The organism is Mesorhizobium sp. M0621 (assembly GCF_040320745.1).
Classification (GTDB): domain Bacteria; phylum Pseudomonadota; class Alphaproteobacteria; order Rhizobiales; family Rhizobiaceae; genus Mesorhizobium.
Map to the genome: position 1 here is coordinate 15,459 of NZ_JAMYQF010000066.1, position 17,195 is coordinate 32,653.

Genomic DNA, 17,195 nt, shown 5'->3' on the forward strand with positions numbered 1-17,195 from the left:
CGTTCACGGGGAGAAGGTGCCCGAAGGGCTGATGAGGGGCAGCGTCGACCTGGTCTAATAGACTCCAACGCCCCCCATCGCAGGCTCCATGCGTTCGAAGCAATTGGCTTTCCGTCCGCTACGCGGACCGCTTCTTACCCTTTCGCCGCTTCCTCGATCTTGGCGACGTCGATCTTGCTCATCTGCATCATCGCGGACATCACGCGGCCGGCCTTGGCCCGGTCCGGATCCAGAAGCAGGTGCGGCAGCTGCTCCGGTACAACCTGCCAGGAGACGCCGAATTTATCCTTCAGCCAGCTGCATTGCGACGGTTGGCCGCCACCTTCGATGAGCTTGTCCCAGAAGTAATCTACCTCTTCCTGCGTCTTGCAGTCGATCGACTGCGACATCGCTTCGGTGTGCTTGAACTGCGGTCCACCATTGAGCGCCTGGAACTGCACGCCGTCGAGTTCGAACGTGGTCACCAACACCTTGCCTTCATCGGCGTGGCCTTCGGGCCAACGCATCACGCTCAGCACCTTCGAATTCTTGAAGATGGAGACGTAGAAATTCATGGCCTCCTCGGCCTGGCCGTCGAACCACAGGCAGGTGGTGATCTTTTGCATGTCGTGCTCCTCGGGTGTTTTGGTTGCGGTTACGGCGAAACGGCTGACTCCGGGAATGGTGCATATCTTGCCGTTTGCCCAAGGACGGCCGTGCGGCACGCAATCCGACAATGACGCGCAATTTTTTCGGAAGATCCGATTTTTGCAGGGAATCTGGCGCATTGCAAAATTGTGGCCAGACCATGTTTGCGCGTCTATAACGCCTGCGGTCCGAATTCAGCGCCGCCGCGCCATATCTTCGGCTGCGGCCAGCCACCAAGGAAAAAGCATGCCTGCCTATCGCTCCCGCACCACCACTCATGGCCGCAACATGGCCGGCGCCCGCGGTCTGTGGCGCGCCACAGGCATGAAGGACAGCGACTTTGGCAAGCCGATCATCGCGGTGGTCAACTCCTTCACCCAGTTCGTGCCCGGCCATGTCCATTTGAAGGACCTCGGCCAGCTGGTCGCGCGCGAGATCGAGAAGGCCGGCGGTGTCGCCAAGGAATTCAACACCATCGCCGTCGATGACGGTATCGCCATGGGCCATGACGGCATGCTCTATTCGCTTCCGTCGCGCGAGCTGATCGCCGATTCCGTCGAATACATGGTCAATGCGCATTGCGCCGATGCCATGGTGTGCATCTCCAATTGCGACAAGATCACGCCCGGCATGCTGATGGCCTCGTTGCGCCTCAATATTCCGACCGTCTTCGTTTCCGGCGGGCCGATGGAGGCCGGCAAGGTGGTGCTGGCCGGCAAGACGCAGGCGCTCGATCTGGTCGATGCCATGGTGGCGGCCGCCGATGACAAGATCTCCGACGAGGACGTCAAGATCATCGAGCGCTCGGCCTGCCCGACCTGCGGCTCCTGCTCGGGCATGTTCACTGCCAATTCGATGAATTGTTTGACCGAGGCGCTGGGTCTTTCGCTACCCGGCAATGGTTCGACGCTGGCCACGCATGCCGACCGCAAGCGTCTGTTCGTCGAGGCCGGCCATCTGATCGTCGATCTCGCGCAGCGCTACTACGAGCAGGATGATGAGGCCGCTCTGCCGCGCAACATCGCCTCGAAGGGTGCCTTCGAGAACGCCATGACGCTCGACATCGCCATGGGCGGCTCGACCAACACCGTGCTGCACATCCTCGCCGCCGCGCATGAGGGTGAGATCGACTTCGATCAGGACGACATTGACGCGCTGTCGCGCAAGGTGCCGGTGCTGTGCAAAGTGGCTCCCGCCAAATCCGACGTCCACATGGAAGACGTCCACCGCGCCGGCGGCATCATGGCGATCCTCGGCCAGCTCGACAATGCCGGCCTGATCAACCGCGACCTGCCGACCGTGCACACGTCAACGCTCGGCGAAGCACTCGACCATTGGGATGTTTCCCGCTCGACCAGCCAGAGCGTGCGCGATTTCTTCCTCGCCGCTCCTGGAGGCGTGCCGACGCAGGTCGCCTTCAGCCAGGATCGCCGCTGGGACGAACTCGATCTCGACCGCGAGAAAGGCGTTATTCGGTCAGTCGAACATCCCTTTTCCAGGGATGGCGGCCTTGCCGTGCTGAAAGGCAATCTGGCGCTCGACGGGTGCATCGTGAAGACGGCCGGCGTCGATGAATCGATCCTGAAGTTCACCGGCCCGGCGCGCGTGTTCGAAAGCCAGGATTCGAGCGTCAAGGCGATCCTCTCCAACGAGATCAAGGCCGGCGATGTCGTCGTCATCCGCTATGAGGGACCGCGCGGCGGCCCCGGCATGCAGGAAATGCTCTACCCGACCAGCTATCTGAAGTCGAAGGGCCTCGGTAAGGCCTGTGCGCTGGTCACCGACGGCCGCTTCTCCGGCGGTACGTCGGGCCTGTCGATCGGCCACGCGTCGCCGGAAGCCGCCGAAGGCGGGCTGATCGGCTTGGTGCAGGAAGGCGATACGATCGAGATCGACATCCCGCACCGCAGCATCCGCCTTGCTGTCAGCGACGCTGAAATCGCTGCCCGCCGCGCTGCGATGGATGCAAAGGGCGCCCTGGCCTGGAAGCCCGAGGAAAAGCGCAAGCGCAAGGTGACGACCGCCCTGCGCGCCTATGCCGCCATGGCGACCAGCGCGGCCAAGGGCGCGGTGAGGTTCGTGCCGGAGTAACGTCAACCGACGCTACCTCTGATCGTCCTGCCGGACATCTTGCATAGAGAAAGAAGCAGCGCCCCACCTGCCCCTTGTGGGGAGGTCGGACCGAGGGTCGGGGTGGGGGGCGGCGCCGCCCCCACCCCGCTGCTTCGCAGCGACCCTCCCCACAAGGGGGAGGGTAAGGATCACGGCATCAGCTGGTACTCATAAAGCTTCTGATAGAGCCCGCCTTGCCTAAGCAAGGTCTTGTGCGCACCACTTTCCACCACCTTGCCGGCCTCGAGCACCACGATTGTGTCAGCCTGGTGCACGGTCGACAGGCGATGCGCGATGACGATCGTCGTGCGTCCTTCGGTCAGCTGCTGCAGCGCGTCGCGAAACAGCGCTTCCGATTCGGCGTCGAGCGCGCTGGTCGCCTCGTCCAGGAGCAGGATTTCGGCATTGCGCAGCATAGCGCGCGCGATCGAGATCCGCTGGCGCTGGCCGCCGGACAGCAGCGCGCCGTTTTCGCCCACCTCGGTGTCATAGCCTTTCGCCTGCGCGCTGATGAATTCATGCGCGTTGGCCGCCCTGGCGGCGGCGATCACCTCTTCGTCGGTCGCGCCCTCGCGCCCAAGCCGGATGTTGTGCATGATCGTGCCGGCAAACAGGAACGTGTCCTGGCTGACATAGGCGATCTTTTCCCGCAGCGACGCCAGCGTCGCATGGGAGATGTCCTGGCCATCGAACAGCACCTTGCCGCTCTGCGGGTCGTACATGCGCATGATCAGGTTCAGAATGGTCGACTTGCCGCCGCCGGAAGGCCCGACCAGCGCCGTCATCTTGCCGGGCGCAAGCGTCATGTCGAACCGGTCCAGTACCGGCGGGCCATTCTGATAGGCGAAGCTGACGGCGTCGAACCTGATCTCGCCCGGTCCGGCCAGAAGTGGCTTTGCATCCGGCCTCTCGGCCAGCGTCAGCGGCTCGTCGGCCAGTTGGAACATCATGCGCACGCCAACGATGCCGCTTTCCAGTGAGATGCGCACGCGCGCAAGGCGCTTTGCCGGTTCATAGGCAAGCAGCAGCGCCGCGATGAAAGCCATGATGCCGCCGGGTGTCTGGCCGCCCTGCAGCACTAGAAGGCCGCTCACCAGGACGGCTCCGGCGATTGCCAGCCCGGCGAGCGTCTCCATCACCGGACTGGTGATCGCTTCCAGCGTGGCGATGTTGTTGGCCCGGTTCTCGACATCCGACACCGCCTTGAACATGCGCTTGCGCATCACGCCTTCGAGGTTGAAGGACTTGACCACGCGCACGCCGATCGCGGTTTCCTGCATCACCTGCACGATCTGGCCAACCGAGCGAAACTCCAGCGCTGCGAACTTGCGCACGCGCTTCAGGATGCGGTTGACCCCATAGATGGCCAGGGGGCCGACGATGAAACAAATCAGGGACAGCGCCGGCTGCTGCACGATCATGACCAGCACGAGGGCAACCAGGGTCACCAGATCCCGCACATAGGACGTGACGATGAGGTCGAGCACGTTGCGCGCCGCCTGCGCATTGTTGGTCATGCGGGTGATCAGGTCGGATGACGAGGTCGAATGATAGAACTCGATGCCTTGCGCCAGGACGCGATCGTAGATCTTGCGCTGCCGTTCGGCGATGATGGCGTTGCCAACCCGGCTCATGAAATAAGCCTGAACGAAATTGGCGATGCCCTTGACGATGAAGATCGCGGCGACCGCCAGGGCAATCATGTTGACGCGATCGATCCTTTTGTCGATCACGAATTCATTGGTGATTTCGCGCAGGATCCAGGCGCTGGCAGCCGTCATGCCGGCCACCACCAGCATCGACAGGATGGCGGCGCCGTAGCCAAACATATGCTGGCGGAAGGATTCCCGAAGCAGCCTCACGACGAGGCGCTGGTTCTCCGTCGAGCGGAAGAAACGAAACAAACGGCTGGTCCTTGAAACCGCGACAACGAAGGCGGCTTATAGAGGGAGTTGCGGCCGGATGGAACCATCCGCGGCCGCGGCGGACAAACCACTGTTGCAAGCGGCATCGGCGGGATGCGATTTTCAGCCTCGGCTACATCAGATGATTCTTTTGACGGGATGACGACAGATGGATTTCGACCTTATCGTTCGCGGCGGCACACTGCCTGATGGCAGGGTTGCCGACATCGGCATCACCGGTGAGACCATCGCGGCGATCGAGCCGAAGCTCGACGTCACCACCGGCGCGACGATCGATGCCCGTGGCAATCTGGTCTCTGCGCCCTTCGTGGATCCGCATTTCCACATGGACGCAACGCTCTCCTACGGCATTCCGCGCATCAATGCGTCGGGCACGCTGCTCGAAGGCATTTCACTGTGGGGCGAGTTGAAGCCGCTTCTGACGCATGAGGCGGTGCGCGACCGGGCGTTGGCCTATTGCGACTGGGCGGTGTCGATGGGCCTGCTCGCCATCCGCACCCATGTCGATGTCTGCGATGACCGCCTGCTGGCGGTCGAGGCGCTGCTCGAGGTCAAGAAGACGGTCGCCCCCTACATCGATCTGCAACTGGTGGCTTTCCCACAGGACGGGTTTTACCGCTCGCCGACAGCACGTGAAAACACCATCCGTGCGCTGGACCTGGGCGTCGACATTGTCGGCGGCATCCCGCATTTCGAGCGCACCATGGCCGACGGCACGCGCTCGGTAACGGAACTGTGCGAGATCGCGGCCAGGCGCGGCCTGATGGTCGACCTGCATTGCGACGAGACCGACGACCCGCTGTCGCGTCACATCGAACAGCTCGCCTATGAGACGCAGCGCCTTGGCCTGCAGGGCAAGGTGGCCGGCTCGCATCTCACCTCAATGCATTCGATGGACAATTACTACGTCTCGAAGCTGCTGCCGCTCATCGCCGAAGCCGGTGTCTCGGCCATCCCCAACCCGCTGATCAACATCATGCTGCAGGGCCGCCATGACACCTTCCCGAAGCGCAGGGGTATGACCCGGGTCAAGGAAATGCAGGCGCTCGGCATCCGCGTCGGCTGGGGCCAGGATTGCGTGCTCGATCCCTGGTATTCGCTGGGCACCGCCGACATGCTCGATGTCGCCTTCATGGGGTTGCACGTTGCCCAAATGTCGAGCCCGGCCGACATGGCGCGCTGCTTCGACATGGTCACCAACGTCAACGCGTCGATCATGGGGCTCGACCATCTCGGCCTGGCGGTCGGCAAACGCGCCAGCCTTGTCGTCCTCGACGCCGGCAATCCGGTCGAGGCCCTGCGCCTGCGCGCCGAACGCCTGTGTGTCATCGCCAGGGGCAAGGTGGTGGCGGAGCGGACGAAGCAGGAGACCAGGCTTTCGATCGTTAGACGGCCGGCACTGGTGAACCGGCGGCACATATCCGGCTAGATACAGCCGATTCCCGGCTCTGGCCTTGCCGATTTCCGGATTTCTCCTCGTCAAAGCCGCCGCTTCCGTCTACGACGCGGCTTACGCAGGGAGGATTCGGGATCGGCATGACGCAGCCCGTGGCGCAGAATTCCACAGTCAGGAACGTGCTTTTGGCCGGCATTCTGCTGATGCTGGCCGGTGACTTCCTGTTTGCGCTGAACGATGCCATGGGCAAGTGGCTGGTCGCCAGCTTCTCCGTCGGCCAGGTGGTGCTGATCCGGTCCATCGGCGCCTTCTTCGTGCTTGGCCCGATGATCGCCCATCAGGGCACGGCCAAGCTGTTTCGCATGGAGCGCCTGGAGCTGCAGCTGCTGCGCGTGGTGATGACCACGCTCGACACCGCGCTCTTCTATGCCGCCGTCGTCTATCTGCCGCTTGCCGATGTGATGAGTTTCTACATGGCCGGGCCGATCTATGTCGCGGCACTCTCGCACCTCTTGCTTGGCGAAAAGGTCGGCTGGCGCCGCTGGATGGCCATCCTGCTCGGCTTCTGCGGCGTGCTGATCATGCTGAAACCGTCCTCGGCGGCGTTCTCGCTGTCATCGGGCTTCGCGCTCGCAGGCAGCATCGCCTTCGCTTTCGCCATCATCCTCAACCGCCGCTTGCGCGGCACCAGCGACACCAATCTGGTGACGTGGCAGACCATCGGCACGCTGCTGGTCGGCGGTGTGCTGACCATCGGCGCCTGGCAGACGCCGTCAGCGCTCGATCTCAGTGCCATGCTGCTGCTCGGCATTGTCTCCTGCGGCGCGCATCTGATGATCACCAGGGCGCTCAAGCTGGCGCCGGCCTCGACGCTGGCGCCACTGCACTACACGCTGCTCCTGTGGGCGGTGGTGTTCGGGCTGGTGTTCTTCGGTGACGTTCCGGGCCCGCGCATCCTGATCGGCTCGGGCATCGTCGTACTGGCCGGCCTGTTCATCTTCCACCGCCAGAAACTGGTCGAGACCACGGTGCCGCCCGAAAACGTGCCGAAGGGCGTCAATTAGTACAGGCTCAGCCCTGACGTATAATCGTCAAATGCCGTGAAAATTCGGGCGTCTCCATCAGCGCCTTGCAGCGGGCGAAGCGGCCATCGGCATAGGCGCGGAAATCATCGACCGGATTGTTGTTGGCGAGTTGGATAAGCCCCCACAGCGTCCACAGTAGGTCACACATCGCCTTGTAGATGACGATGCGGCCGCGCTCGGCCGGCCTTGCCTCGCCGCCGAAATAGGCGCGCATCATCTCTTCGTCCTGCGCTGCGTCGAATTTGCCTTCCACGCTGAGGTCGCCAAGGTCCCAGAGCGGGTCGTTCATGCCCGAATATTCCCAGTCGACGATCCACATCCGCTCGCCCGTGTCGAGGAAGTTCTCGCACAGCGGATCGCAGTGGCAGGCGACGATGGGCAGCGGATGGGCCGCCAACGCCGAGCGCACAGTCTCGGCCTCGCGCACCACGTCATGGTAGCCGGCGGGCAGGGCGACATCCTTGGTCGACAGCACCTTGAGATAATCGTCGATCATCGCAAACAATTCGAAGCAGAAGGGAAACACCGCGCCTGAATTGTGCAGCTTGCGGAAAGCCTCGCCGGCCCGCGCGGGACTGCCCGACCGAAGCTTGAATTTTTCCGGCGACATCGTCTCGGCGCCGGCGATGAAGCGCGTCACCATGATTCCGGTGGCGGGGTCGACATGCAGCACCTCAGGGCTGACCCCTGCCTTTGCCGCTTCGCGCGCCGCCACAGCTTCATTGGCCCGGTTGATGTATTCTTCGGTGCCTTTGCCGGGAATGCGCAGGCAGAAGTCGCCGCCCCTGAATACCAGATTGGTGAGACCGCCAAGCCGTTCGAGTGGCCCGGTGTAGCCGGCCAGCATGGGAATGGCGGCCAATGTCGCGCGCACTTCGTCTGTCACCATGCCTGCGCCCCCACGCTGTTATTTGTCGCAGCGACGGTTCCACAATTTTCGTGCTTTGGCTATCATCCGATGTGAGACCCAAGGAATGGTGGACAGGACAAAAGTGGCGGACAGCAAACATCATGGTGCACTTGGCGCCGTCTATGCGGCCAAGCGCCCGGAGGAGGTCGCAGCACTCTATAACAGCTGGTCGCAGACCTATGACGCCGACATGTCGGCCGCCGGCTATCGCCACCCAACGATCTGCCTTGCGCTGCTGGCCCGCCATCTGCCGCGCGGTGCCGCACCGCTGCTCGATGCCGGCGCCGGCACCGGGCTGATCGGCGAATGGTTGAACATTGCCGGCTATCCCGAGGTCGAGGCGCTCGACATTTCTGAAGGCATGCTGGCTCAGGCGGCGCGCAAAGGCGTCTATTCGGCGCTCCATTGCCTGGCTCTCGGCGGTCATCTGCCCTTTGCCGACGACGCCTATGCCGGGATCATCTCGGCCGGCGTCTTCACCTCCGGCCATGTCGGCGTCGAGGGGCTGGACGAACTGATCCGCATCTGCAGGCCGGGCGGCATCATCGTGCTGACGGTCAAGAACACGCTGTGGGAAGCGGGCTTCGGCGCGCGCATCACCGAGCTCGAGGCGCAAGGCCTCGTCACCCGCATCGAGGAAACAAGGCCTTACATCTCCATGCCGGGCGAGGCCGACACCGTGCCGAGCCGCGGTCTCGCTTTGCGCGTGAACTAAAGCAATTCCAGGAAAAGTGTGAAGCGGTTTTCCGTCCGGAATTGCGTCCTATTAAAGAACTCTACGCTTTGACCTTGGCGGCTGTCGGATCGTACATCGGCTCGAGATGGATCTTGGCCGGTGTTCGTTCCATCGCGACCACCAGTTCGTAGTCGCCCGAGGTGAGAAAATCGTCGCTGACGCCATCGGCGTTGCGCACATAGCCGTAGCCGATGTTCTTGCCCAGCGTGTAGCCGTAGCCACCGCTGGTGAGATAGCCGACCAGCTCGCCATTGCGTAGGATGGTCTCGCGTCCGAGCAACACGATCTCGGGGTCATCGACCGTGAAGCCGGCGAAACGTTTCTTCAGCGCCGCGCCGCTGGCCGTCTCGAGCGCTCGCCGACCAATGAAATCGATGTTCTTGCGCAGCTTGACCGCCCAGCCGAGCCCGGCTTCCTGTGGCGTGTCGTTGGGTGTGATGTCGGAGCCCCAGGCCCGATAGCCTTTTTCCAACCGCAGCGATTCGAGCGCTCTGTAGCCGACCGGGCGGATGTCATGCGTCTTGCCTGCCGCCATCAGAGCGTCGAAGACTTCGCCGGTGGCCGCGATCGGCACATGCAGTTCCCAGCCGAGCTCGCCGACATAGGTGACGCGCATCGCCCGAACCGTGTGACCGGCGACGGCGATTTCGCGCACATGGCCGAACGGGAAGCTCGCGTTCGACACGTCGGCTTCGGTCACGCCAGCCAGCACATCTCGTGCGCGTGGTCCCATCAGCGACAGCGTGCCGAAGTCCTCCGTGACGTCGACAAGCGTGGCATCGAGGCCTTCGCCGATATGGTCGCTGATCCACGAAGCATCATGGGTACGGAAGCCTGTGCCGGTGACGATGTAGAACGTCTCTTCGGCCAGCCGCGCCACGGTGAGATCCGCCTCGATGCCGCCGCGCGTGTTGAGAAGCTGCGTATAGGTCAGCCGGCCGGCCGGCTTGCTGACGTCGTTGGCGCAGATCCAGTCCAGCGCCTTCAGCGAGTCAGCCCCGCTCAGCTCGTATTTGGCGAAGGACGATTGATCGAAGATGCCTACCTTTTCGCGCACGTGCCGGTGTTCGTCGCCGACCGCGGCGAACCAGTTCTGCCGCTCCATCGAATAGATATCCTGCGCCTCGACGCCTTCTGGGGCGAACCAGTTCGGCCGCTCCCAGCCGAGCTTCGAGCCGAACACGGCGCGCTGCTGTTTCAGTCGCTCGTACAGCGGCGAGACGATGCGCGGGCGTCCGCTGGCGTACTCCTCGTGCGGAAAACCGATCGTATAATGCTTGCCATAGGCCTCCAGCGTGCGCTCGCGTACCCATTGGCGATCACGGTGCAGATTGGAAAAGCGCCTGATGTCGACCACCCACAGGTCGAGCGGCGCTTCGCCATCGACCACCCACTGCGCCAGCACCCAGCCGGCGCCGCCGCCCGAGGCGATGCCGAAGGCGTTGAAGCCGGCGCCGACGAACATGTTGGCGCATTCGGGCGCTGTGCCGAGGATGAAATTGCCGTCCGGCGTAAAGCTCTCCGGCCCGTTGATCATCTGCTTGACGCCGACGGTTTCCAGCGCCGGCACCCGCGCGATCGCTTGCATCATGTGCTGTTCGAAATGGTCGTAGTCGTCGTCGAACAGCCGGAACTCCCAATCATTGGGTACGTCGCCTCCCGGGAGATCGGTCGCCCAGGCCTGCGGGTTCGGCTCATAGCCGCCCATCACCAGCCCGCCGACCTCTTCCTTGAAATAGGTGCGCCGGTCCGGGTCGCGGATGGTCGGCGCGTCGGTCGCCAGCCCATCGATCTTCTCGGTGATGATATACTGGTGCTTCACCGGCTGCAGCGGCACGTTGATGCCGGCCATCGCGCCGACCTGCCGCGCCCATTGCCCGGCGCAGTTGACCACCTTGTCGCAAGCGATGTCGCCCTTGCTGGTCTTCACCACCGTGATGCGGCCGTCCTTCAGCTCGAAACCGGTGACGCGGACATCCTCGAACAATTTCGCGCCATGCATGCGCGCGCCCTTGGCCAGCGACTGCGTGATGTCGGAGGGGCTCGCCTGGCCATCGGTCGGCAGCCAGGAGGCTCCGACAAGATCGCCGGTTTCCATGAGCGGCCACATGGCCTTGACCTCCGCCGGCGACAGCAACTGCATGTCCATGCCGAAGCTTTTCGCCGTCGTCGCCAGCCTTTTGTACTCGGTCCAGCGGTCGGCATTGGTGGCGAGCCTGAGGCACCCGGTCATCTTCCAGCCCGTGGCAAGGCCGGTCTCGGCTTCCAGTTCCTTGTAGAGGTCGACGGAGTATTTCAACACGCGGGTGATCGAGGCCGATGAGCGCAGCTGCCCGACGAGGCCGGCGGCATGCCAGGTCGAGCCCGAGGTCAGCTTGCCCTGCTCCAGCAGCACGACGTCGGCCTTGTGGTCGCGCGCCAGATGATAGGCCGTCGAACAGCCGATGATGCCGCCGCCGATGACGACGATCGCGGCCTGGCTAGGCAATGTCATGATTTCTGTGTCCCGTACTTCGTTCTGTAGTTTTCCAGCGCGCCTTCGAGCCGCGTCAGGTTTTCCTCGGTGTAGGCGATGTAGTCGATGCCGGGCGCGTCGAGATACAGCTCGGACACCATGCTCCACATCGCCTCGCGCAGCAGCGAGGCGCATTGCATGGCCGCGTGCGAACGGCGGATCGCCTCATCCGGTTCCTTCATGAAATAGGCGGTCAGGAAGGCGAAGGATTCCTCGTCGCTCATGCCGGCGTTGGAGGCCACGCCGGCGAGGTCGAACATCGCCGTGTTGAAGCCGGCATATTCGAAGTCGATCAGCCACAGCCTGTTGCCATCGTCGAGAATGTTGGCCGGCAACAGGTCATTGTGGCCAAAGACGATCGGCAGCAGTTTCTGCGCGCGCTCCAGCTCGTCGGCCAGCGTCAGCAGGCGCGGCAAGTCGCTGCGCTTGCGGCTGCCGCCTTCTTCAAGCGTGCGCGCATAGTCGCGAATGACATGGAACACCCAGAACATGAAGCCGGCGCCGGAGACGTGATTGGGCATCTCCCGGTGGAAGGCGCGCATCAAGGCCGCGACACGGCCAAGGTTGGCGCGCACATCTTCCGCCTGATAGGTTTTGGCGCCAAGAAACTCCGTGACCAGGATGCCCGGTTCGGCATGGAGGACTGCCGGCGCGAAACCGGCGGCATGGGCCGCCCGCGCCGTCATCACCTCGCGCTCGCGAAAGACATGGTGGAACGGATAGTCCTTGCCGAAACGCACGACATGTTTGCCGGCCGCGTCCGCGACCACATAGTTGGCGTTGCTCAGACCGCCAGGCAATGGTGCGATTTCGATGCCGCCGGTCCAGCAGGGCAGGGCGCGGATGCGTTCTTCGGCAGTCACAGAATCATCCCTGGTTTGCTGGGGGTTCGATAGGGTGCCATAGAGAGCGCAACGACGGTGGGAGAAACGCAAACGATCTCGTCGGTGCGGGATGCCAGGATCGGTATCCCGCACCGCACCGACGAGCCCCTTGGCCAGGTTTTTGAGCCCGGCATCCGCCCCCGCGGATCTGAAAATTCCTTGCGCCCGGCACGTTCCAAACGGCCTGATGCGTGAGTTGCGGCTCTGCCATCATCCTCCCGTTGCAGCTCCGAACCCTGTCTTGATTTCACGACAGGGTTGCCCGGTTGTCAAGAAAAAGATGTGACTTTTTTTGGGTGTTTTGCCCGAAACCATAAGATAACTCCTTTAAAAGCGCTTGGATTACCTTAAAATCGGTCAAAGTCTCAGTTCGGGGAATCAAATGGCTCAATCCAAACGCCATGGCGAAATCCTGCGGCTCCTGCAGGAAGAAGGCACCGTCACCATCGCCAGTCTGGCCGACCGGCTGGGCGTGTCGCTCGAGACCGTGCGCCGCGACGTCAAACCGCTCACCGGCGACGGCTCGGTCCTCAAGATGCACGGCGCCATCGGCCTGCCGTCGATGGTGGGCGAGGCGCCGTTCGAACGGCGCATGCGTGAGAATGCCGAAGCCAAGCGCGTCATTGCCCGCATGGTCGCCGCCACCATCCGCGACGGCGAATCGATCATGCTCGACACCGGCACGACGACCTCGTTCCTTGCCCGAGAGCTGCTCGGCCACCGGCGCCTGACGGTCGTCACCAATTCGTCGGACATCGCCCGCACGCTGGCCACCATCAACGGCAACAAGGTCTATATGGCCGGTGGCGAATTGCGCAGCGATTCCGGCGCTGCCTTCGGTGCCTCGGCCATAGACTTCGTCAGCCGCTTCTCGGTCAGCCACGCCATCATCTCCACCGGCGCAGTCGATGCGGTGATGGGCGTCATGGACTATGATTTGGAAGAGGCCGAATTCGCCCGCATGGTGCTGTCCCGCGGCCAGCGTTCACTCGTCATCACCGATCACTCGAAGTTCGGCCGCCTTGGTCTGGTCCAGGTCTGCGGCTTCGACAGCTTTTCCGAACTCGCCACCGACCGGTCACCGCCGCACGATATAGCCGCGGCCTTGGCGCAGGCCGGCGCGCGGCTCAGCATCGTCGGCGCGGAGAGCGGGTTCTGATCCAGCCAACTTTATGTTGACGATTTGGCCGGCACTTCCCACCGTTGTCTGCAGCGTGTTTAGTCCGGCCATGGCTTTCACCATCCGCCAATTGCAGTTCTTCATCGCCGTGGCCGAGCAAGGCACGGTGTCGGGTGCCGCGCAGAACCTCTCCATCTCGCAATCGTCGGTCACCGAAGCGATCAAGGAACTCGAAAGCGATCTCGGCGTCGAGCTGTTCGAACGCCATCCGCGCGGGCTGAACATCACCCACAAAGGCCACCAGTTCCTCCGCCACGCCACCAAGATCCTCGCCGACGTTTCCGACGCGCGCCGCTCTTTCTCAGGCGAACAGGCGGCAGTGGGCGGGCGACTGCAGCTCGGCGTCACCTCGCTGGTCGCGGGCTATGTGCTGTCGGACCTGCTTGCCCGTTATCGCCGCGCCTATCCCGGCGTCGAGGTCTCGGCCATCGAGGACAATGGCGATTATCTCGAACATCTCTTGATCGGCGGCAAGCTCGACATTGCCGTCATGGTCACCTCCAATTTGCGCGACCGCACCGCGCTGCAGTCGGAAATCCTCGAAGTCTCGGCCTATCGGCTGTGGCTGCCGCTCGGTCATCCGCTCGCCAGCGCTGACATCATCAGCATCGGCGACATTGCCTCCGAAACGCTGATCATGCTGACCGTCGACGAGATCGAGGAAAACACCGGCAAGCTGCTGACGGCAATTGGCGCCAAGCCACATGTCGCCTTCCGCACCCGTTCCGTCGAGGCCGTGCGCAGTCTGGTCGCGACCGGTGCCGGCGTGGCGCTGCTGCCCGATCTCGTCTACCGGCCCTGGTCGCTGGAAGGCGACCGCATCGAATCGCGCGATATTTCAGGTTCCTTGCCGGTGGTCCAGGTCGGCATGGTCTGGCGGCGCGGCTCCGGCCTGCCTCAGGCGGCACGCGATTTCATCGGCCTTGCACAGTCGCAACGGACGGTCCGCCGCTAGTGTGGCCTACTCCAAGTTGACGTCGCCAGTCTTGCGCTCGCGCCTTGTGACAGAGACCGCCTCCGCCTTGAACGGCCCGATTGGAGCAACCTCGAAGCGGCCGGCGCCGGCAAGCCTGACGGCGCGGCGGAACGTCGGACACTCCATTGGCCGGGCTGCCGGACATCGGGCGGCGTGACGTAAAGCCTCTCGGATCGCGGTCAGGCGCTGGATGGTTTGGTCAAGTTCGGTCGCCTTGGCATCCAGGCGCCCTCGATCCATTTTCGGCAGGCCGTCGGGCGTCAGCATCGCGGAAATCTCGTCCAGTGCAAATCCACCGGCGCGTCCAAGCGCGATCAAGGCGAGCCGTTCCAGGACGGCCGGGTCGAACAAGCGGCGCTGGCCGCGACGGCCGATCGAGGCGACGAGGCCCTTTTCCTCGTAGTAGCGAAGTGTCGAGGCGGGCACGCCTGTGCGGCGTGACACTTCGGCAATATCCATATCTTTCATGCTTGACCTCAAGTCGGCTTGAACTCGTAGAGTGCTCGCGACGAGCGGTGAGAGCAACAGAAAGTGAGGTCCGTTATGCCACAATCCGCGCAGCCAAACACACGGCAAGCCGCGCTTTGGAATGATGTCAGCGGAAAGGCCTGGGTCGAGATGCAGCCGATCCTCGACGAGGTACTGGCGCCGTTCGAGCGGCTCGTAGTCGATGCCGGCTATCCCGGGGAAGGCGGCAATGTCCTGGACATCGGCTGCGGCGCCGGCGCTACAACTCTGGCGATGGCGCGCCTCGTGGGCAACGACGGACGTTGTGTTGGGCTTGACATTTCGCAGCCGCTTGTCGCCCTGGCGACGGAGCGCATGCGGCGGGAAGAGGTAGCAAACGCAAGTTTTGAAGTGGGCGATGCCCAGGCGTATGCATTCGAATCCGGGCACTTCGACGCTGTTGTCTCGCGCTTTGGCGTCATGTTCTTCGATGATCCCGTGGCCGCGTTCACCAACATAAGACGGGCCGCAAGGCGCGGTGGCAAACTCGCCTTTGTTGCTTGGCGCAGTCCGGTCGAGAATGATTTCATGACGACCGCCGCGCGAGCGGCTGCGCCTTTCCTGCCGCCCGCACCCGCGCCAGACCCGGATGCGCCGGGGCAGTTTGCCTTTGCCGACGGCGCCAAGGTGAAGCGGATCCTTGACGCGAGCGGCTGGGCATCAATCGAAGTCGAACAGGCGGACGTCCTGTGTCAGATCGCCCAAGACGATCTGATGACGTACGCCACCCGGCTAGGGTCGGTCGGCGCCGCGCTGCGCGAGGTTGACCGGGCAACGGCCGAAAAAATCACCATGGTGTTGCCTGCTGCGTTCGCGCCTTTCGTGGAGGACGGTGAGGCTCGCTTCAATGCGGCCTGCTGGCTGGTGACGGCGCTGGCTTGAAGGGGCGTCTGGCTATCGGAAAAACCGATATCACCCTTCTGATAAATGAATTTGCGAAACCGGAATTTTCCAAGCACTTTCCGATTCCAGGGATCAAGCCGCCATTCAGAGCGGCATCAAGTCCAACGGACGAACTGACTTTTTCAGTTTGCGCGTGACTCCTGGCGAAGACCGAAAACCGGCCTTCGCAGTCAGGCGCCTAAATGGGAGATCGACAATGAATTCATTCCTGAAGTCATGCACTGCTCTGACGGTCGCGCTGACCTTTTCCGGTCAGGCCGTTGCCCAGGTCAAGGAACTGGGCAAAGGCGAAGGCCAGGTCAACATCGTTGCCTGGCCGGGCTACATCGAGCGCGGCGAAACCGACAAGGGCTATGACTGGGTAACCTCCTTCGAGAAGGAGACCGGCTGCAAGGTCAACGTCAAGACCGCCAACACGTCAGATGAAATGGTCTCGCTGATGAACGAGGGTGGTTTCGACCTCGTCACCGCTTCAGGCGATGCCTCGCTGCGGCTGGTCGCCGGCAAGCGCGTACAGCCGATCAACACCGACCTCATCCCAAGCTGGAAAACGGTCGACGAGCGCCTCAAGGACGCGCCGTGGTTCACCGTCGGCGGCGCTCACTACGGCGTTCCCTACCAGTGGGGTCCCAATGTCCTGATGTACAACACCGACGTGTTCAAGGAGGCTCCCAAGAGCTGGAACATCGTCTTCGAGGAAATGAAGCTGCCGGACGGCAAGTCCAACAAGGGCCGTGTCCAGGCCTATGACGGGCCGATCCACATCGCGGATGCCGCCAACTATCTGATGTTCCACAAGCCGGAACTCGGCATCAAGGATCCCTATGAACTGAACGAGGACCAGTACAAGGCAGCGCTCGACCTGCTGCGCGTCCAGCGCACCCTGGTCGGCCGCTATTGGCATGACGCCGCTATCCAGGTCGACGATTTCCAGAACGAAGGCGTCGTCGCTTCCGGTTCGTGGCCGTATCAGGTCAATACGCTGGTCGCCGCCAAGAAGCCGGTCGCTTCGACCATTCCGGAGGAGGGCGCAACCGGTTGGGCCGACACCACGATGATGGAAGCCGACTCGGCCAATCCCAACTGCGCCTATATGTGGATGGAACATTCGCTGTCGCCCAAGGTGCAGGGCGATGTCTCGGCCTGGTTTGGTTCGCTGCCCGTCGTGCCAGCCGCCTGTAAGGGCAATGAGCTTTTGACCGACGAAGGCTGCAAGACCAACGGCTACGACAATTTCGGCAAGATCAAGTTCTGGAAGACCCCAGTGTCGAAATGCGCCACCCAGAACGACCAGTGCGTGCCCTACTACCGCTGGGTGTCGGACTATATCGGCGTCATCGGCGGTCGTTAAGCGCCCTTCCCTCCCCTTGTGGGCAGGGCAATCGCATATGGCAGCGCCAGCCCCCTCTCCGGCCGCTACGGGGCCACCTCTCCCCCAT

General features: G+C 63.0%; 14 protein-coding genes. 8 read left to right on the forward strand and 6 right to left on the reverse strand.

Features of this window, described 5'->3' with window-relative positions:
- Positions 1–134: 134 nt before the first annotated feature.
- The gene (locus NKI38_RS29465; RefSeq protein WP_023758244.1) at positions 135–605 is read right to left on the reverse strand and encodes a VOC family protein; all 471 of its coding nucleotides are present in this window, start codon (positions 603–605) and stop codon (positions 135–137) included.
- Between the two features lie 268 nt (positions 606–873).
- On the opposite strand from NKI38_RS29465, the gene ilvD reads away from it, so the two are divergent.
- The gene (gene ilvD, locus NKI38_RS29470; protein ID WP_352663898.1) at positions 874–2,718 is read left to right on the forward strand and encodes a dihydroxy-acid dehydratase; all 1,845 of its coding nucleotides are present in this window, start codon (positions 874–876) and stop codon (positions 2,716–2,718) included.
- A gap of 170 nt (positions 2,719–2,888) precedes the next feature.
- On the opposite strand, the gene NKI38_RS29475 is transcribed toward ilvD, so the two are convergent.
- The gene (locus NKI38_RS29475; RefSeq protein WP_352663900.1) at positions 2,889–4,643 is read right to left on the reverse strand and encodes an ABC transporter ATP-binding protein; all 1,755 of its coding nucleotides are present in this window, start codon (positions 4,641–4,643) and stop codon (positions 2,889–2,891) included.
- A 169-nt stretch (positions 4,644–4,812) separates the two neighbouring features.
- On the opposite strand from NKI38_RS29475, the gene NKI38_RS29480 reads away from it, so the two are divergent.
- Together NKI38_RS29480 and NKI38_RS29485 are read left to right on the forward strand one after the other, a co-directional pair.
- Positions 4,813–6,093, forward strand: a complete 1,281-nt coding sequence (locus tag NKI38_RS29480) for an amidohydrolase family protein (RefSeq protein WP_352663902.1) — start codon at positions 4,813–4,815, stop codon at positions 6,091–6,093.
- Positions 6,094–6,200: 107 nt separating this feature from the next.
- The gene (locus tag NKI38_RS29485) at positions 6,201–7,124 is read left to right on the forward strand and encodes a DMT family transporter (RefSeq protein ID WP_352663904.1); all 924 of its coding nucleotides are present in this window, start codon (positions 6,201–6,203) and stop codon (positions 7,122–7,124) included.
- 7 nt (positions 7,125–7,131) lie between these two features.
- On the opposite strand, the gene NKI38_RS29490 is transcribed toward NKI38_RS29485, so the two are convergent.
- Complete coding sequence (locus NKI38_RS29490; RefSeq protein ID WP_352663906.1) at positions 7,132–8,034, reverse strand: phosphotransferase; 903 nt, start codon at positions 8,032–8,034, stop codon at positions 7,132–7,134.
- A gap of 103 nt (positions 8,035–8,137) precedes the next feature.
- On the opposite strand from NKI38_RS29490, the gene NKI38_RS29495 reads away from it, so the two are divergent.
- Positions 8,138–8,770, forward strand: coding sequence for a class I SAM-dependent DNA methyltransferase (locus NKI38_RS29495; RefSeq protein WP_352663908.1), 633 nt, complete (start codon positions 8,138–8,140; stop codon positions 8,768–8,770).
- A gap of 61 nt (positions 8,771–8,831) precedes the next feature.
- Here NKI38_RS29495 and NKI38_RS29500 read toward each other — a convergent pair whose 3' ends face one another.
- Positions 8,832–11,285 (reverse strand): GcvT family protein, encoded by a 2,454-nt coding sequence (locus NKI38_RS29500; protein ID WP_352663910.1) that lies wholly within the window; start codon positions 11,283–11,285, stop codon positions 8,832–8,834.
- Positions 11,282–12,169: a phosphotransferase gene (locus tag NKI38_RS29505; RefSeq protein ID WP_352663912.1), complete on the reverse strand. Its 888-nt coding sequence runs from the start codon at positions 12,167–12,169 to the stop codon at positions 11,282–11,284. The genes NKI38_RS29500 and NKI38_RS29505 overlap by 4 nt, the downstream gene beginning before the upstream one ends.
- 403 nt (positions 12,170–12,572) lie before the next feature.
- Between NKI38_RS29505 and NKI38_RS29510 the strand changes: the two genes are divergently transcribed.
- Together NKI38_RS29510 and NKI38_RS29515 are read left to right on the forward strand one after the other, a co-directional pair.
- A complete protein-coding gene (locus NKI38_RS29510) occupies positions 12,573–13,349 on the forward strand; it encodes a DeoR/GlpR family DNA-binding transcription regulator (protein ID WP_352663914.1) in 777 nt (258 codons plus the stop codon).
- A 70-nt stretch (positions 13,350–13,419) separates the two neighbouring features.
- Positions 13,420–14,325, forward strand: a complete 906-nt coding sequence (locus NKI38_RS29515; protein WP_023758236.1) for a LysR family transcriptional regulator — start codon at positions 13,420–13,422, stop codon at positions 14,323–14,325.
- Positions 14,326–14,331: 6 nt separating this feature from the next.
- On the opposite strand, the gene NKI38_RS29520 is transcribed toward NKI38_RS29515, so the two are convergent.
- The gene (locus NKI38_RS29520; RefSeq protein WP_352663916.1) at positions 14,332–14,814 is read right to left on the reverse strand and encodes a helix-turn-helix domain-containing protein; all 483 of its coding nucleotides are present in this window, start codon (positions 14,812–14,814) and stop codon (positions 14,332–14,334) included.
- Positions 14,815–14,889: 75 nt separating this feature from the next.
- Between NKI38_RS29520 and NKI38_RS29525 the strand changes: the two genes are divergently transcribed.
- Both NKI38_RS29525 and NKI38_RS29530 read left to right on the forward strand, forming a co-directional pair.
- A complete protein-coding gene (locus NKI38_RS29525) occupies positions 14,890–15,735 on the forward strand; it encodes a class I SAM-dependent methyltransferase (RefSeq protein ID WP_352663918.1) in 846 nt (281 codons plus the stop codon).
- A 217-nt stretch (positions 15,736–15,952) separates the two neighbouring features.
- A complete protein-coding gene (locus NKI38_RS29530; protein WP_352663920.1) occupies positions 15,953–17,107 on the forward strand; it encodes an ABC transporter substrate-binding protein in 1,155 nt (384 codons plus the stop codon).
- Positions 17,108–17,195: the final 88 nt, after the last annotated feature.

Excerpts from the sequence above, each read along its gene's own strand:
- NKI38_RS29515 (WP_023758236.1), top strand. The coding sequence starts at position 13,420 with ATGGCTTTCACCATCCGCCAATTGCAGTTCTTCATCGCCGTGGCCGAG.
- NKI38_RS29510 (WP_352663914.1), top strand. The coding sequence starts at position 12,573 with ATGGCTCAATCCAAACGCCATGGCGAAATCCTGCGGCTCCTGCAGGAA.
- NKI38_RS29465 (WP_023758244.1), bottom strand. The coding sequence starts at position 605 with ATGCAAAAGATCACCACCTGCCTGTGGTTCGACGGCCAGGCCGAGGAG.
- NKI38_RS29525 (WP_352663918.1), top strand. The coding sequence starts at position 14,890 with ATGCCACAATCCGCGCAGCCAAACACACGGCAAGCCGCGCTTTGGAAT.
- ilvD (WP_352663898.1), top strand. The coding sequence starts at position 874 with ATGCCTGCCTATCGCTCCCGCACCACCACTCATGGCCGCAACATGGCC.
- NKI38_RS29485 (WP_352663904.1), top strand. The coding sequence starts at position 6,201 with ATGACGCAGCCCGTGGCGCAGAATTCCACAGTCAGGAACGTGCTTTTG.
- NKI38_RS29480 (WP_352663902.1), top strand. The coding sequence starts at position 4,813 with ATGGATTTCGACCTTATCGTTCGCGGCGGCACACTGCCTGATGGCAGG.
- NKI38_RS29520 (WP_352663916.1), bottom strand. The coding sequence starts at position 14,814 with ATGAAAGATATGGATATTGCCGAAGTGTCACGCCGCACAGGCGTGCCC.
- NKI38_RS29490 (WP_352663906.1), bottom strand. The coding sequence starts at position 8,034 with ATGGTGACAGACGAAGTGCGCGCGACATTGGCCGCCATTCCCATGCTG.
- NKI38_RS29500 (WP_352663910.1), bottom strand. The coding sequence starts at position 11,285 with ATGACATTGCCTAGCCAGGCCGCGATCGTCGTCATCGGCGGCGGCATC.
- NKI38_RS29530 (WP_352663920.1), top strand. The coding sequence starts at position 15,953 with ATGAATTCATTCCTGAAGTCATGCACTGCTCTGACGGTCGCGCTGACC.